The organism is Sorangium sp. So ce363 (assembly GCF_051520435.1).
Lineage (GTDB): Bacteria > Myxococcota_A > Polyangia > Polyangiales > Polyangiaceae > Sorangium > Sorangium cellulosum_B.
In genome coordinates this window covers 11,148,418-11,163,794 of the sequence record NZ_CP150333.1, presented here as the reverse complement: position 1 = coordinate 11,163,794, position 15,377 = coordinate 11,148,418, and the positions used below count along the sequence as shown (strand labels likewise).

The following is a 15,377-nucleotide window of genomic DNA, read 5'->3' as shown; positions in this document are numbered from 1 at the left end:
GTGGTCCTGGGCTCCACGCGCCCAAGTTACCCGCCCGGCGGCCAGGAAGGCAATCCGTGAGCCGGCGAGGCGGCGCGGCGGCGCGATCGCGATGTCGGCGAGGCGAGGGGGCGTGATCGCGGTGACGGCGCGGCGAGGCGGCGGCGATCGCGACGACGAGCCGGCGAGCCCACGCTGCGCGGGCGGCGTTTTTCGTTTCGCCCACGATTGCGCCGTGTCAGAGCGTCGTAGGCGCCGGCCCGCCTTGCAGCGCGGGCGCCGCGCGCTCCTCTGCCTGGTCCATGAAGGTCCCCCGACACATCTTCCGCGAGTACGACATCCGCGGCGCCGCCGAGCGCGACCTCACGAGCGAGCTCGCGCGCGAGCTCGGCGCCGCGTTCGCCCTGCTCCTCGGCCGCGAGCTCGCCGCGGGGGCGCCTCCTCGCCGGGCTCGGCCGAAGGTGGCGGTCTGCCGGGACGGCCGCCTCTCCAGCGACCGGCTGTTCTCCGCCCTCACGGAGGGCCTGCTCGCGGGCGGCGCCGACGTGATCTCGGCGGGGGTCGGGCCGACGCCGCTGCTCTACTTCGCGGCGCACCACCTCCACGCCGACGGCGCGATCATGATCACGGCGAGCCACAACCCGGCGCCGGACAACGGGTTCAAGCTCATGCGCGGCAAGGCCTCGTTCTTCGGCGAGGACATCCAGGCGCTCGCCGACCTCATCGAGCAGGGTGGCGCCGATGGCCGGAGCGCCGCGGCGGCGCGGGGCGCGCTCACCGAGGTCGAGCTCGCGGAGGACTACATCGCGGCGGTGCGCGCCGCGGCCCGCCTGTCCGGCACCGACGTCCGCTTCGTGATCGACGCCGGCAACGGCGCGGCCGGCCCGCTCGGCGTCCGGACGCTCGAGGCGCTCGGCTTCGCGCCGGACGCGCTCTTCTGCGACATCGACGGCCTCTTCCCGAACCACCACCCGGACCCGACCGTGCCCGAGAACCTCGAGGCGCTCCGCGCCCGCGTGCTCGCGACCGGCGCCGCGCTCGGCGTCGCGTGGGACGGCGACGGCGATCGGATCGGCGTGGTCGACGAGCGCGGCGAGGTGCTCTGGGGGGACAAGCTGCTGCTCCTGTTCGCGCGCTCGCTCCTCGCGGAGCGCCCCGGCTCGGCCGTGCTCGGGGAGGTGAAGTGCTCCGAGACGCTGTACGCCGACATCGCCGCGCGCGGCGGGCGCCCCATCCTCTGGAAGACGGGCCACTCGCTCATCAAGACCAAGATGAAAGAGGAGGGCGCCCTGCTCGCCGGTGAGATGAGCGGGCACATGTTCTTCGCCGATCGGTGGTTCGGGTTCGACGACGCGATCTACGCGACGGTCCGCCTGCTCGAGATCGTCGCCCGGGCGCGGCGGCCCCTCGGCGAGCTGCTCGCCGACGTGCCGGAGACCTTTGCCACCCCCGAGATCCGCGTCGACTGCCCCGACGCCGTGAAGTTCGAGGTCGTCCGCCGCGTGACCGAGCACTTCCGCCGCGCCCGTCCGGTCGTGGACATCGACGGCGCGCGCATCGACTTCGGCGGCGGGGCCTGGGGCCTCTGCCGCGCCTCCAACACCGGCCCGATCCTGGTGCTGCGGTTCGAGGGGCGGTCCGTCGCGGACCGCGACGCGGCCCGCGCCGAGGTCGAGGCCGTCGTCACCGCCGCCGTCCGCGACGCCGTCGCCGCCGCCCCGCTCCCGTGACCATGTCCGAAGGCGAGCAGCAGAGCGAGGCCTGGACGATCCGGCGCGTGATCACCTGGGCCACGGGCGACCTGAAGAAGCGCGGCGCGTCCTCGGCGCGCCTCGACGCCGAGCTCCTGCTCGGCAAGGTGCTGGGCATCGATCGCGTCGGGCTGCTCATCGACGCCGAGCGGCCGCTCGACCGGGCCGAGCTCGCCGCCTACCGCGAGCTGCACCAGCGCCGCCGCGCCGGCGAGCCGGTCGCCTATCTCCTCGGTGTGCGGGAGTTCTACGGCCGCCCGTTCCGCGTCGATCCGCGCGTGCTCATCCCCCGCCCCGACACCGAGATCCTGGTCGAGGTCGGCCTCGCCCGGACGAGGCACCTCGCCCTCTCCGCGCGCGTGCTCGACCTGTGCACCGGGTCCGGCTGCGTCGCTATCAGCCTCGCGTGCGAGCGGCCGACCAGCCGTGTCCTCGGCGTCGACATCTCGGACGGCGCGCTCGCCGTCGCCCGCGAGAACGCGCTCCGCCTCGGCGCGGTCAACGCGGGGTTCCTGCGCTCGGATCTCTTCGCCGGCGCGCCGTCCGGCCTTCGCTACGACCTGATCACCGCGAACCCACCGTACATTCCGGACGAGGACGTCGCCGCGCTGCAGATCGACATCCGCGGCTACGAGCCCCACCTCGCGCTCGCGGGGGGCCCGGACGGCCTCGTCTTCACGCGCCGGATCGTCGCGGGCGCGCCGGCCTTGCTCGCCGCCGGCGGGGTGCTGGCCATGGAGGTCGAGGCCGGCAAGGCGGGCGCGGTGGCAGAGCTCTTTGCCGCGGCGGGGTTCGGCGGCGTCTCGAGGCACCTCGACTACGGCGGGCACGAGCGCGTGGTCTCCGGCGTCCTGCCCTGATCGCCCGCCGCCCGGGGGACGGGCGGCCGCCGCGGCCGCGCAGCGCGCCTCCGCGAGGGCCGCGCAGCGCCCGTGCCTCCGCGAGGATGGGGCTGGCGCGCTGTATGCACAGCGACGCACGGCGAGGGTGGCGTGGCGCAGTCGGTGGCGGGGGCTCGGTGGTGACCCGCGCGCCGCTGGCTGCCTGCGCCGCCCCCGAGCGCGTTCACGCCGCGAGGCGAAGAGGTGTCCCATGAGGCAGGTGGATCCCAGGCCGGAGAGCTCGACGGCAGATCTCGTGAAGGAGGCGATCGCCGAGGCCAGGGAGCTGATGCAGGTCGAGGTCGCGCTGGCGCGCGACGAGATGAACGAGGAGATCTCGCGGGCGAAGGCGTCGTGCGTCGCTCTCGGCGCCGCGGCGGCCGCGGCGCTCCTCGGGGTCGCGCTGGTGCTCGTCGCGATCGCGCTGGCGATCGCGCCGGAGCCGCTGCCGGCGCTGCTGATCGGGCTCGCGTTCATCGCGCTGGCGATCGTGGTGGGCGTGGTCGGCTACAAGCGCGCGCCGAGGAGGCCGCTCGAGAGGACCCGGGGCCGCCTCGGGGCGGACGTCCGGCTGGTCCGGGAGCTCGTATGAAGGGGCTGAACGGTCAACGCGCGGACTTCGAGCGCAGGGCGGACGAGCTGCGCGATCGGCTGATGCACACGATCGAGGCGCTCGATCGGCGGCGCCACGCGCTCGTCGACGTGCGGTCGCGGGTGCGCCGGCACGGCCCCGAGGTGCTCGCCGGCGGGCTCCTGCTCGCGATCGCGGGCGGCGCGGCGGCGATCGCGCTGATCAAGGAGGCGCGCGCGCGCAACGAGCGGCTGGGCGGCGAGCGCCTCCGCGCGCTCGTGCGCTTCTGGCGGCACCCGGAGTGGGTGGCGCCGCGCGGCAAGCCGAGCGTGTCGCGGGAGATCGGCCGGAGGATCCTGGTGGGCATGGCGTCGTACGTGGCGATGCAGCTCATCCGGCGCGGCGTCCGGCTCACGCTGGCGCTCCCGGAGGGGGACGCGCAGGCGCGGCGGAGCCCGCTCGAGCTCAGCGCCGCGGCGTCGAGGACCAGGCCGCCGTCCGGTCAGGGCCCGGTGTAGAGGGCGGTGCGCCACCCCAGGTAGAACCCCGGCTGGCGGACGGACGTGCTCCAGGTGTAGTCGGCGTAGAGCCACGGGCCCATCGCCACCTTCCAGAGCCGGATCCCCTCGTAGAACACGCCGCCTCCGATGCGGGCCGGCAGGGCGCCGTCGATGACCTCGGCGCCGTCGGCGTCGGCGGTCGTGTACGCGACGCCCGTGCCGGCGTCGAAGGTGACGCCGACGTCCCTCCACCGATCCGCGAGCGAGAAGAGCGGGAAGACCTCGGTGTGGAGCATGAACCCGCCGGCGAGGGAGGCGTGGTCCGCCGCGCTCAGGCCGTGTCCGCCGAAGGCCGCGCCGAACGTGAGCCAGTCCGCGAGCGCGCCGCCGATCCAGACGTAGCCTCCGGCGCCGATCCCGACGCCGGTCTCGGTGTAATGACGCTGGAATCCGATCTTCTGGACGTCGTTCTGGAAGCCGGCGGCGCTCCCGAGCGCCAGGCCTCCGGCGATGCCCGCGGCGAGCCCGCTGCGCCGCACGGCTGATCTGGGCGCGAACAGCGGGTCGGCGGCGGGCGTCTCTCCGGACGCCGCCGGCTGCGCCGCGGCGGCCGCGGGGAGCAGGCTGAGGCCAAGGAGCGCCGGCAGCGCGGCCGCGCGCGCGCGTCGGAGGTGGGGACACGTCGCCATGGGCTCCCTTTCCTATACGATGACGCGGGGCTCGGCATCGCAATCCGCCGCTCGGCGCGGACCGGCGCGGGCCGGTGGGCGCGCCGTCGCACGGGAGGCTCGCCCGTGTTCGTGCCGTGTCCTCGCCGCGGTGAGCGCGGCCCCCTCGGCGTTCGCGCTATGATCCCGCCGTGACGCACGAAGCTTCCCTGGAGCGGGCGCCGGCGGGCGGGATCGTCCTTCGGTGGCTCGTCGGACTGCGCTGGGCGGTGTTCGCGCTGCTCGCGGCGACCCTGGCCGTCGACGAGGCGCTGTTCGGCTATCACGTCCGGTACGGCATCGCCGTGCCCATCCTGGCGCTGGCCGCCGGGCTCAACCTCGCCCTCGACCGGCGGGTGCGGTCGCAGCGGGGCGCGCAGACGGCCCTCGTCGCCGGCGTCGTGGCGCTCGATCTCGTCGCGATCGCCGGGGTCCTCGCCGCGTCGGGCGGCGCGGGCAACCCGTTCAGCGCCCTCTTCTTCGTGCACGTCGCCCTCGCCGCGGCGCTCCTGCCGCCGCGGACGACCTTCGCGCTCGCGGCGCTCGCGGCCTGCCTCTTCGCCGCGCTCTTCGCGCTCCCCGCCGGCGCGTGTTGCCCGAGCCACCCGGAGCACGGCGCGTTCTCCACCCACCTCTACGGGATGCTCCTCGCCTTCGTGCTGAGCGCGGCGCTCGTCGCCCACGTCCTCCTGAAGATCCGCCGCGCGCTCGACGAGAGCGCGGCCGAGAACGCGGCGCTGCGCCGGCGCGCGGAGGAGGCGTCCCGCTTCCAGGCGCTCGGCACGCTCGCGGCCGGCACCGCCCACGAGCTCGGCACCCCGCTCGGCACGATCGCGGTGCTCGCCGGGGAGAGCCTCCGCGACCCCGGATCGAGCGACGCCGCGCAGCGCCGCGCCCGGACGATCGCGGAGCAGGTCGAGCGCTGCCGCGTGGTGATCGCGCGCATGCGGGCGGACGTCCGGGCGAACGACCTGCGCGCCGGGGTCGAGGTCGGCGAGGCGGCCCGGCGCGGCGTGCAGGCGTGGCAGGCGGCGCACCCCGGCGTCGCGGTCGAGGTGCGCGGCGATCTCGCGCCGCGCCGCACGGTGCCGCTCGACGCGGCCGACGTCGAGGCGGCCCTGTTCGCGCTGCTCGACAACGCGCTCGAGGCGCTCGGGCCGAGCCCCGCGGCCGCGGAGCCGATCGTGGTCACCGTCGGGGACGAGGGCGGCGCGCCGGTGATCAGCGTCGAGGACAGCGGCGCGGGCGTCGCGCCGGGCCTGGAAGGGCGGCTCGGCGAGCCGTTCGTGACGACCAAGGCGCCCGGCGAGGGCATGGGCCTCGGGCTCTACCTCGTGCGGACGCTCATCGAGCAGGTCGGCGGCTGCCTCACCGTGTCGCCGAGGCAGGGGCCTGACGAGCGCGGCGCGCGCGGCACGCGCGTCGCCCTGCGCCTCGCGCCGGTGGACTCATGAGCTCCGAGGCCGCCGGCGAGCCGACGCTGCTCATCGTCGACGACGACGCGACCTTCCGGACCGCGCTCGGGCAGGCCCTCGGCAAGAGCGGGTTCGCGGTGTCCCTCGCCGCCAGCGCCGAGGAGGCCGCGGCGATGGCGCGAGGGCACGTGTTCGAGTACGCGCTCGTGGACGTCCGGATGCCAGGGCAGAGCGGGATCGACCTCGTGGGGACGCTGCGGAGCATGGATGACGGCATCCGTATCGTGGTGTTCACCGGATACGGCACCATCGCGAACGCGGTGGCGGCGATCCGGGCCGGGGCGGTCGATTACCTGACCAAGCCGGTGGACGCCGCCCAGTGCTCGCGGTCGCTGCTCGGCGTCGCCCCGGCCGCGCGCGGCGATGACGACGAGGACCTGCCATCGCTCGATCGGGTGGAGTGGGAGTACCTCCAGCGCGTGCTCGCGGACTGCGAGGGGAACATCTCGGAGGCGGCGCGCAAGCTCAGGATGCACCGCCGCTCGCTCCAGCGGAAGCTCTCGCGCCTGCCGCCGAGATCGTGAGGGCGTGGCGGGGAGGATCCACGAGAGGCGGTTCCGCTCGGTCGAGCGGGCCCTATGGAGAGGCCATGCCCTACAAACCCATCGAGTCCTACGGCGTCATCGGCGACATGCACTCCGTCGCGCTGGTCGGGATGGATGGATCCATCGACTGGTGCTGCCTCCCTCATTTCGACTCCCCGAGCGTGTTCGCGGCCATCCTGGACGACGAGCGCGGCGGCCGCTTCGCGCTCTCCGCGGCGAACGGCGCGTCGCGCAACAAGCAGATGTACATGCCCGACACCAACGTCCTGCTCACGCGCTTCCTCGACGTGGACGGCGTCGGCGAGGTCTGCGATTTCATGCCGATCCACCGGGATACGTACGGCGCCTACCGCCGCGGGATGCACCAGATCGTCCGCGTCGCGCGGGCCGTCCGCGGCGCGGTGCGCTTCCGGCTCGCCTGCCGCCCCGCGATCGACTTCGCCCGCCGCCCCCACCGCCTGATCCTCGACGACCCGCGCGGCGCCGTCTTCGACTCCGATGGCCTCGACCTGGCGCTCATCAGCCCCGTCCCCCTGTCGAGCGACGGCGCCGGCGGCGTCACCGCCGACTTCGTGCTCCAGCCCGGCGAGTCGGCCACGTTCTCGCTGCGCCAGGTCGAGGACTGGACGGAGAGCGCCGATCTGCTCGCCAGGCCGATCGACGGCGAGGACGCCCTCCGGCGCACGGTCGCGTTCTGGCGGTCGTGGCTCGCCCGCTCGCGCTACAAGGGGCGCTGGCGCGAGATGGTCGACCGCTCGGCGCTCGTCCTCAAGCTGCTCACGTTCGAGCCGACCGGCGCGATCGTCGCCGCGGCGACGACCAGCCTGCCGGAGGAGATCGGCGGGGTCCGCAACTGGGACTATCGCTACGTCTGGGTGCGCGACGCCGCGTTCACGCTCTACGGCTTCCTCCGGCTCGGTTACACCGAGGAGGCTGCGCGCTTCATGGAATGGCTGAGCGCCCGCGTCTCCGAGGAGGACGGCCCCACCGGGCCGCTGCAGCTCATGTACGGCATCGACGGACGCCACGAGCTGCCCGAGGTCGCGCTCACCCACCTCGACGGCTACCGCGGGTCGCGGCCGGTCCGCGTCGGCAACGGGGCGACGACGCAGCTCCAGCTCGACATCTACGGCGAGCTCATCGACTCGGTATATCTCTTCGACAAATACGGATCTCCCATCTCTTATGATTTCTGGCGCGAGCTCCGGCGCATGGCCTACTGGGTGTGTCAGAGCTGGGAGCAGGCGGACGAGAGCATCTGGGAGGTGCGCGGCGGCAAGCAGCAGTTCGTCTACTCGAAGCTCCAGTGCTGGGTCGCGCTCGACCGGACGCTGCGGCTCAGCCGCAAGCGCTCTCTGCCGCTCGACCGGCAGCGCGTCGCGCGCGCGCGCGACGACATCTACGAGGCGATCATGGCGCGCGGCTGGGACGCGCAGCGGAGGACGTTCGTGCAGGCCTTCGGCGGGGCCGCGATCGACGCGAGCAACCTGCTCATGTCGCTCATGCGCTTCATCTCCCCCACCGATCCGCGGATCCTCGGCACGCTCGACCGCACGCTCGAGGAGCTCGCGAGCGACACGCTCGTCCACCGCTACGAGCTCGGCAAGGGCGCGGGCGACGGCCTGACCGGCAAGGAGGGCACGTTCAGCATCTGCACCTTCTGGCTCGTCGAGGCCCTCGCGCGCGCTGGCCGCCTCGACGACGCGCGCTTCATCTTCGAGAAGATGCTGACGTACGCCAACCACCTCGGGCTCTACTCCGAGCAGATCGGGCCGAGCGGAGAGCTGCTCGGCAACTTCCCCCAGGCGTTCACCCACCTCGGCCTGGTCAGCGCGGCGTTCTACCTGGATCGCGCGCTCGGTCAGGGCGGCTGAAGGTCGGATCTGGGTCCTCGCGCGTTTCCCGCCGGCGACCGGCGGGGCGCGGCTCCTGCGCGAGCGGTGGGAGGGAGAGAGCGGCTACCGGCAGCCCGGGATATCCAACCCCGGGCGGCCGGCGCCCGCGAGCCTCGTCAAAGGAGGGGACTGGCGCGGCGCCGAGGGATCCTGCGACGTGGAGTCCCTGGCGCCGGCCAGCAGGGTGGGGTCAGATCACCAGCCGCCGATGCCGCAGGGGCTGAAGCAGGGGTTGAAGGCCGGCACGAAGCTGGTGATCGACGTCGTGATCGCCGTCAGACCGCAGCCGCCGAAGCCGCCGAAGCCACCGAAGCCGCCCCAGCCGAAGCCGCCCCAGCCGCCGAAGCCGCCGCCGCAGCCGCCGAAGAAGCGCTCGCCCTCACGCTGCCCGGTCTCCTGCCCGACCACGCCCACCTGCCCCACGCCCGCCTGGCCGATCTGCGCCGGGCCCGCCTGGCCGATCTGCGCCGGGCCCGCCTGGCCGATCTGCGCCGGTCCCTGGCCGAGCTGCGCCGGGCCCGCCTGGCCGATCTGAGCTTGCGAGAGGTCGGACGCCTGGCCGAGCTGCGCCGGGCCTTGCTGCGCGTATCCGCCCTTGGTCGGGTAGCCGCCCTTGGTCGGGAGGCCCTTGGTCGGAAACTCACCCTTGCTGGGAAGGAGCCCGCCCTTGCTGGGCAGCTCGCCCTTGCTGGGGAGCATCGGCTCGCCCTTCGAGGGCAGACCCTTGCTGGGGGGCAGACCGAGCTTGCTGGGCCCCATCTGGCCGACCTGAGCCTGCGCCTGCGACTGGGTCGCGTACCCGCCGCGCTCGTCCGCCTCCAGCGCGCTGTTCGCGGAGTCGACGCTCTCGTCATCCATATCGAAGTCGTCGTCCGCGCCGACCGCGCACCCGGCACCGAGCGCCAGCATCATCGCGAAACCCATCGTCTTGTGCATCGAGATCATTGGTCCTCCCCGGTGTCCCTGATGAGCCTTGCGGCCCCCGAACACCTTGGTGCACCCCAGAGCAGGCTGTGTGCCTCGCTCTTCTGTGCAGAGGCTGCCGCTTCGCACAGCATGGATTCGCGGGATGGCGCCCGCGAATCAGGCGCTCCTCGCATCTGCGCTCCCCTGGGATTTCTCCGCGATTCAATCGCGGTGGATCCGGGCGAGCGCGGCGCGCGCTGGAGCACCGTCGCGATGACGATGGATAGGATAGAAGGCGCCCCGCCGCGCGCCGCGGGGCCGCGCGGGAAGAAGGAAGACGCGAGCGCGGCGCCCCGCGGCGCGGATCGCGCGCTCCCGCGCGGTGGCCGTGGCGAGCGGAGGTGTCCTCAAATAGGTAGAACCTCCCTCCGGATCCAGAAAAGAGCGGGCTCACGAAGCGTCGACATCACGGGACGCAAACGGACGTGATCGAACCCAATCGGACGTGATCGGACGTGATCGGACGTGATCGGACGTGATCGGACGTGATCGGACGCAGGCGGATGTCATCGGACACAAACGGACGTGATCGGGCGAATTCGATGGCGCCCGTCCAGGCGAGACATGCGCCCTGCGCCCTGCCTGCTCAGCGCCCCGCGTTCCGACACGTTTGTGCATCCCTCTGCCCGTGAGAGCGGAATTGTTGCTTCCGGTCGGAATCGGCCGCTGGAGCGCGACGCGACGCGGCGAGCGGGCGACGAGACCGCCCGCGTCGCAACAAGCCACTCCCGCTGCGCCGCTTTCCTGCTCCGGCGGCGGACGGAGTCGAATCGGCTGTTATTCCCACTTGCGCAGGACGTTCTGTAAATGGTCCAGTGGAGGATGTCGGTGACGGGGAGGGAGCATCTGATTGTGTAGTTTGCCCCACGGCTCTCGACGACTCGGTGGCGGGTTGTCTCATGTCGTCCGGGACGCTGGCCCTCCAGCGTGCTCGGCGTTGGCCGAACGGCGGTGGTGGAGCGCCGGATCGAGCTGCCCTGGCCAAGGTTTGCAGCATCGGCGCGCATCGGTCGCGGCGCCGTAACAGAGCAGAAACATGGTCCAGCGTCGCATCGCGGCCGTCGCCGCCTATCTGCCGGAGCGCGTCGTCACGAACCAGGAGCTCATCACCAGCTACGGTCTCCCTCACGCTGCGGACTGGCTGCATGAGGCGACGGGGGTCGCGGAGCGGCGCTTCGCCGGCGCGACGGAGACCACGCTTTCCATGGCCGCGGCGGTGCTGCGGGAGCTCATCGAGGTGGGGCGGCTCCGCGATCCCTTCGTCGATGTCCTCATCATGACGGGCGACGACGGCGGGGGAGGGGACGCCGGTGGGGCGGCCTTCGCCGCGTGCATGGCCGGCCTCGTGCCCGCGCTGACGATCGATCTCACGCCCGCTCAGGGCGGTTTTGCCGCGGCCGTCGAGCTGGCGAATCGGCACCTCGACAGGGGGTGTCGGCGCGTGCTCATCGTGGCGAGCGACGTGCGGTCGCGGCGCCTGCGCGAGGGGCAGCCGTGGGGCAACCACCAGATCACGGAGATCCTGGGAGACGGCGCCACGGGCGTGCTGCTCGAGCGGGTCGACGGCCTCGGGGCCGAGGTCCCCCCGCGCTGCGCCGAGCCGCCCTCGTCCCGCGGCTCCCAGCCTTTCCTCTCCGCGGCTCACGCGAACCGCGGATAGACCTCCTCCTCGAAGAGCGCCTTCACCTGGTCCCCGGGGGCCTCTGCCACGAACTCCTCGTAATCCTCCCGCACCGGCACCCTGTATCCACCCCTCCACGGCGCGACCGAGTTGAGCCACGCCGTGTGGAGGGTCAGCCCCGGCCGGAACGTCGGGTGTCCCAGCTTGCAGAGCGGCCCTCGCGCCAGGTTCGTCGCGTCGAAGATCCAGACCTCCGCGCGGCACGGCGTCGCGACGATCGCCACGACGTAGCCGTCCGTGTCGGCCCCGCTGCCGCCGCGCCGCGGGACGAACTGCAGCGAGCTGAGCCAGGACCCCACGGCGCGCCGCGGGAACTCGTAGCGATCCTCGATCCGCATCGCGCGGTGGTTGAACCGGAACAGGCTGTCGGGGTGGCCGCCCTCCGCGCGCATCCGGCGGAGCGCCGGGAGGGGGAGCGACCTGTGCGGGTGCGCCGCATAGAGCCGGTCGATGAACTCGGTCGACAGCTCATCCCATATCCCGCCGCCGCGCCAGTAGACGTTCTCGAGGCGATCGGGCGGCATCCACGACGCGCCCGTCTCCCGGTACGCATAGAGGCCGACGCCGAGCGCCCGCGCGGCATCGGCGAACACCGCCTGGTCCACGACGCGCTCGGCCGCCGCGTCGAGGGTATACCGGCCGATCCGGTTCACGTCCGCCTGCCCGAGCGGGAACAGGCCGCGCAGGCGCGGCGGCGCCGGCGTCTTGTCGGCGGCGTGCCGATCGCAGGGCCGGAGCCACTCCCCATGATCGGTCGCGCAGTTGTGCGCCGCGTGCACGGTGATGCGGTCCCCCGCGTCCTCGTAGTCGACGAGGAAATGGAGAGTCTCCAGCGGGACGACGACCCGCTTCACCACGACCGGCCCGCCGCCCGGCCGCAGCGCGTCCCTCCGGACCAGGTAGAACGTCGTGTTCGGCTCGTGGGGCATCGTGAGGAGCGACCGGACGAGGCGCTCGACCCCGGGGCTCTCCTTGGAGCCCCGGAACGCCACGCTCTCCAGGCCGATCCTGAACGCCGTGTCCGCGAGCACGACCCAGCGCCGCGTCAGGCCGATCTGGTGCACGCTCTGCTCGATGCGCACCGGCGCGCCGCTCGGCAGGACCAGCGCGTGCCGCTCGGGCTCGTTGTGGCCGTCCCATCGCAAGAGATGCACGAAGTCGCCCGCCGGCTCGTCGAGCGCCACGCCGCCGAAGCGCGCCGCCTGCCGCGCGAGGAGGTCGCCCGGCCCAGGCGGCGCGCTCGGGCGGAGGCGCGCGGGCAGGAGCTCGAGCGCCCGCTTGGCGAACGCCTCGATCCGATCCGCCCTCGGGCGGACGAGCTGCTGCTCGATCATCGACGCGGCCGCCGCGGCGAGCCGATCCCAGGAGCGCGGGAGCGCGCCGAGCTCGTCGAGCCGCGGCAGCGACGCGACGAACAGGTGGAGGAGCGAGCGGCCGTAGTTGACGGTGAGGAGCTCGCCCCGCTCCGCGTCGAAGCACGGGTGCGCGCTCGAGAGCGTCATCGGAAAGGGGTGATCGACGGGCGCGGCCGGGTACCACGTGCTGTTGCGCCCGACCGGCGTGACGAGCTCCAGCGTGGCCGGGTCGATCTCGTAGGGCCTGCCCGTGTCGCTCGTGACGAGCAGGCGCGCCGGCGCGCGCGGCGCGTGCATGGGCACGAACGCGGTGTTGAGGTGGTTCCGCAGGCCGAGGTGCGGCGAGAAGCGGAGCAGCCCTGCGTCACGGAAGCCCAGCGCCTCGAAGCGCGTGCCGGGGCGCGAGGCGGCGTCCGCGTGATAACAGGGCGTGCGCGCGATCTTCGAGGTCAGCCGGACCGCCCCGCCGCGGCCGAAGTCGAGGCGGTAGATCATCCCATTGCCATTGAGGATCGGCGCGCCGTCCGCTCTGGGCAGGTCGCCGTCCACCGAGCCGACGGGCCCGATCGCGAACACGTGGCCCGTGAGGTCCCGCGGCACGCCGCCCGCGTGGGATGACTCCAGGACCGCGAGCTCGACCTTCGTCAGCTCTTCCGTGCTCGCTGCCATCAATGCATCGGGGACGCGCTGGCGCATGACGACCTCGGTCACACCAAGCTACGCCAATCCGCGCGCCGCGTGGGCGCCGCGCTGCACCGCGCGCCTCCGAACACGCTCCCCTCCTCGTGATTCCCGCCTGGGACGGACGCGCGCTGGCGCCCTCGCAGCGCCGCGCGCCTCTCTGCATTGCGTGGCGACGCCGCGCGGCTGCCCTGGTCTTCCGCGCATTGGCGCTGTCTCGGCGGCTTGCGAAGGTGCTTGTCGGCCCCATCTGTACCTGTGGATCAGGAGGCACATGTTCGACCAGGGGCTGACAGTCCTGCGGATCCGTGGAATCCCGGTACGGCTGCACATCACATTGCTGATTTTCCTGCCGTACGTGGCGTGGGCGGCGTCGTCGCAGTTCTCGGTGATCGCGTCGTCGCTCGGGATTCCGCGCGAGGAGATGCGCCTGCCGCCGCTCGCCTGGGGGGCGATCCTGGCTGTCGGGCTGTTCGTGGCGGTGCTCGTGCACGAGCTGGCCCACTCGTTCGTCGCGCTCAAGAACGGGATCCGGGTGCGCGCGATCACGCTGATGATGCTGGGCGGCGTCTCGCAGATGGAGCGCGACGATCCCGAGCACGAGGCGTGGATGGCGTTCGCCGGGCCGCTCGTGAGCTTCGTTATCGCGCTCGCCAGCTACGTCGCGTATCGGCTGCTCCCGGCGCCGGCGGAGATCGGCGCCGCGCTCGTGGCCTTCGCGATCACGAACGCTCTCCTCGGCGCGTTCAACCTGCTGCCGGCCTTCCCGATGGATGGCGGCCGGGTGCTGCGCGGGCTGCTCCTGCGCCGTCTCGGGCGGACCCGCGCGACGCGCATCGCCACGGCGACAGGCAAGGTGATGGCGGTGGCCTTCGGGCTCTTCGGCTTGCTCTCGTGGAACCTGATCCTGGTGCTCATCGCGGTGTTCGTCTACATGGGGGCGTCGGCCGAGCAGGCGCGCTCCAGCACGAACGAGCTCCTCCGCGGCATCCCGGTCGCGCGGTTCATGACCGATCGGCTCGGCGAGGCGTATGCGGACGAGAGCCCTCGCGCGGTGGCCGAGCGGCTCTTGCGCCACAACCTGGTCGGCGCGCGGGTCATCGACGATCCCCGGGACGGCGCGGGGCGCCGCGAGATCGGCGTCGTCACGGTCTGGGATCTCGCGCGCCAGCTGCAGGGCGGCGCCGCGCCGGCGACGGTCGGCGCGGTGATGCCCGTGGATGTGCCGAGGGCGCACGCGGACGACGACGCGTCCCGCTCGTTCGACGCGCTGGCGAGCGGCGAGGCGAGCGTGATCGCGGTGCTCGACGAGGGCGAGCGCGTGATCGGCCTGGTGACGTCGGCGGAGATCCAGCGCGCGCTCGCGCTCGCCGGCGCGCTCCGCGCGGCCCGGTGAGCGCCGCGCCGGCGGAGATCCGGAGATCTCGAGTCGCGCCGCGCTGGCACTCGCGTTGCTGAGTTGCGCTCCGAGGAGCAATGACGTGAAGCAGAGCAACAACGTGACTCCGCCCGTGCGAGGGCGGTCCAGATCTCTCGGTGTGACGAGGGCCTCGCTCGCCGCGGCTGCGCTCGCGGTCGGCGCCTCGCTGCTCATGGGGTGTATGGGCACGGTCGGGACCGAGGGGGGGTTCGTCGTGTCCGGCGTTCCGGCGGTGCGCGCCGAGGTCGTCCCGGTGGAGATCGCCGCGTATCCGCGCGTCTATTTCCGCGGGACGTATGCGTACCTGGTCGACGGCCGCTGGTATTACCCGACGAACCGGGGCTGGGTCATCTTCGAGGAGGAGCCCACGGAGCTCGAGCACTACAGGCAGACGTACCGGACGTCGCCGCGGTACGTGCCGGAGCGCGAGCTGAGCTATCCGCGCGAGCGGGGGCGCCGTTACTACACACCGCGTTGACAGCGGGGCAGCAGTGAAAGGACGGGTACGAGGATGAATCAGGAGAAGAGCGTCTTTCCCCTCTGCGGCCTCGCGTTATCGAGCTTCCTGACGCTGGGGTGCATCGTCGACGTGGAGCCCAGCTCCCAGCGCCGGCCGCGGCCCGTGCAGGCCGTCGGGAGCCTGACGATGGAGTGGACCGTGGCCAACCGGATCGATTCGCGGGCGTGCTCCCAGCACAGCCGCGGAGGAGCGGATTTCGAGCTGATCGTTTACCGGGGCAGCCGCGAGGTGGCGAGAGACTACGCGCGCTGCGACGACTTCAGCATCACCGTGGATCTCCCGCCCGATGAATACACGGCCACGGCGACGCTCGTGGAGCGTGGCAACGACCGCCCCGTCACCACGACGCTGCAGGTGGAGGACATCAATATCGTGCGCGGCGCCACGCTCAACCTCGACGTCGATTTCCCGCCGAGCTCGTTCCTGCGCTAGCAGGTCGCTCCATTGGAT

At 72.8% G+C, this 15,377-nt stretch carries 14 protein-coding genes; 11 read left to right on the top strand and 3 right to left on the bottom strand.

Translation table 11 applies throughout. The features are described 5' to 3' along the window. Window positions 1-281: 281 nt before the first annotated feature. The 4 genes from WMF12_RS42055 to WMF12_RS42040 all read left to right on the top strand — a co-directional run bounded on the left by WMF12_RS42055 (window position 282) and on the right by WMF12_RS42040 (window position 3,700). Window positions 282-1,709: a phosphomannomutase/phosphoglucomutase gene (locus tag WMF12_RS42055; protein WP_437854317.1), complete on the top strand. Its 1,428-nt coding sequence runs from the start codon at window positions 282-284 to the stop codon at window positions 1,707-1,709. A 2-nt stretch (window positions 1,710-1,711) separates the two neighbouring features. Next, a complete protein-coding gene (gene prmC / locus WMF12_RS42050; RefSeq protein ID WP_437854315.1) occupies window positions 1,712-2,590 on the top strand; it encodes a peptide chain release factor N(5)-glutamine methyltransferase in 879 nt (292 codons plus the stop codon). A gap of 232 nt (window positions 2,591-2,822) precedes the next feature. After that, complete coding sequence (locus WMF12_RS42045; protein WP_437528014.1) at window positions 2,823-3,203, top strand: phage holin family protein; 381 nt, start codon at window positions 2,823-2,825, stop codon at window positions 3,201-3,203. Beyond that, window positions 3,200-3,700, top strand: a complete 501-nt coding sequence (locus WMF12_RS42040; RefSeq protein ID WP_437742349.1) for a hypothetical protein — start codon at window positions 3,200-3,202, stop codon at window positions 3,698-3,700. Before WMF12_RS42045 ends, WMF12_RS42040 begins: the two co-directional genes overlap by 4 nt. On the opposite strand, the gene WMF12_RS42035 is transcribed toward WMF12_RS42040, so the two are convergent. Then, window positions 3,685-4,371 carry a hypothetical protein gene (locus WMF12_RS42035; protein WP_437854312.1) on the bottom strand — a complete coding sequence of 229 codons (687 nt, stop codon included), beginning with the start codon at window positions 4,369-4,371 and terminating at the stop codon, window positions 3,685-3,687. The genes WMF12_RS42040 and WMF12_RS42035 overlap by 16 nt on opposite strands. Window positions 4,372-4,541: 170 nt before the next feature. Between WMF12_RS42035 and WMF12_RS42030 the strand changes: the two genes are divergently transcribed. The 3 genes from WMF12_RS42030 (at window position 4,542) to WMF12_RS42020 (ending at window position 8,283) form a co-directional block, all read left to right on the top strand. Continuing rightward, the gene (locus WMF12_RS42030) at window positions 4,542-5,843 is read left to right on the top strand and encodes a sensor histidine kinase (protein WP_437854310.1); all 1,302 of its coding nucleotides are present in this window, start codon (window positions 4,542-4,544) and stop codon (window positions 5,841-5,843) included. Continuing rightward, window positions 5,840-6,388, top strand: a complete 549-nt coding sequence (locus WMF12_RS42025) for a response regulator transcription factor (protein WP_437854308.1) — start codon at window positions 5,840-5,842, stop codon at window positions 6,386-6,388. Before WMF12_RS42030 ends, WMF12_RS42025 begins: the two co-directional genes overlap by 4 nt. 65 nt (window positions 6,389-6,453) lie before the next feature. Further along, a complete protein-coding gene (locus tag WMF12_RS42020) occupies window positions 6,454-8,283 on the top strand; it encodes a glycoside hydrolase family 15 protein (RefSeq protein WP_437854306.1) in 1,830 nt (609 codons plus the stop codon). A gap of 216 nt (window positions 8,284-8,499) precedes the next feature. Here the strand turns inward: WMF12_RS42020 and WMF12_RS42015 are convergent, their stop codons facing one another. Then, window positions 8,500-9,249 (bottom strand): hypothetical protein, encoded by a 750-nt coding sequence (locus tag WMF12_RS42015; RefSeq protein WP_437854304.1) that lies wholly within the window; start codon window positions 9,247-9,249, stop codon window positions 8,500-8,502. 1,057 nt (window positions 9,250-10,306) lie between these two features. On the opposite strand from WMF12_RS42015, the gene WMF12_RS42010 reads away from it, so the two are divergent. Further along, complete coding sequence (locus WMF12_RS42010; protein WP_437742344.1) at window positions 10,307-10,930, top strand: hypothetical protein; 624 nt, start codon at window positions 10,307-10,309, stop codon at window positions 10,928-10,930. Here the strand turns inward: WMF12_RS42010 and WMF12_RS42005 are convergent. Further along, window positions 10,912-13,002 (bottom strand): carotenoid oxygenase family protein, encoded by a 2,091-nt coding sequence (locus WMF12_RS42005; RefSeq protein WP_437854302.1) that lies wholly within the window; start codon window positions 13,000-13,002, stop codon window positions 10,912-10,914. The genes WMF12_RS42010 and WMF12_RS42005 overlap by 19 nt on opposite strands. A 259-nt stretch (window positions 13,003-13,261) precedes the next feature. Between WMF12_RS42005 and WMF12_RS42000 the strand changes: the two genes are divergently transcribed. From WMF12_RS42000 to WMF12_RS41990, 3 genes are all read left to right on the top strand, one after another. Continuing rightward, window positions 13,262-14,383 carry a site-2 protease family protein gene (locus WMF12_RS42000; RefSeq protein ID WP_437854300.1) on the top strand — a complete coding sequence of 374 codons (1,122 nt, stop codon included), beginning with the start codon at window positions 13,262-13,264 and terminating at the stop codon, window positions 14,381-14,383. A 142-nt stretch (window positions 14,384-14,525) separates the two neighbouring features. Then, complete coding sequence (locus WMF12_RS41995; protein WP_437742341.1) at window positions 14,526-14,885, top strand: hypothetical protein; 360 nt, start codon at window positions 14,526-14,528, stop codon at window positions 14,883-14,885. Between the two features lie 33 nt (window positions 14,886-14,918). Continuing rightward, window positions 14,919-15,359 carry a hypothetical protein gene (locus tag WMF12_RS41990; RefSeq protein ID WP_437854298.1) on the top strand — a complete coding sequence of 147 codons (441 nt, stop codon included), beginning with the start codon at window positions 14,919-14,921 and terminating at the stop codon, window positions 15,357-15,359. Window positions 15,360-15,377 lie beyond the last annotated feature (18 nt).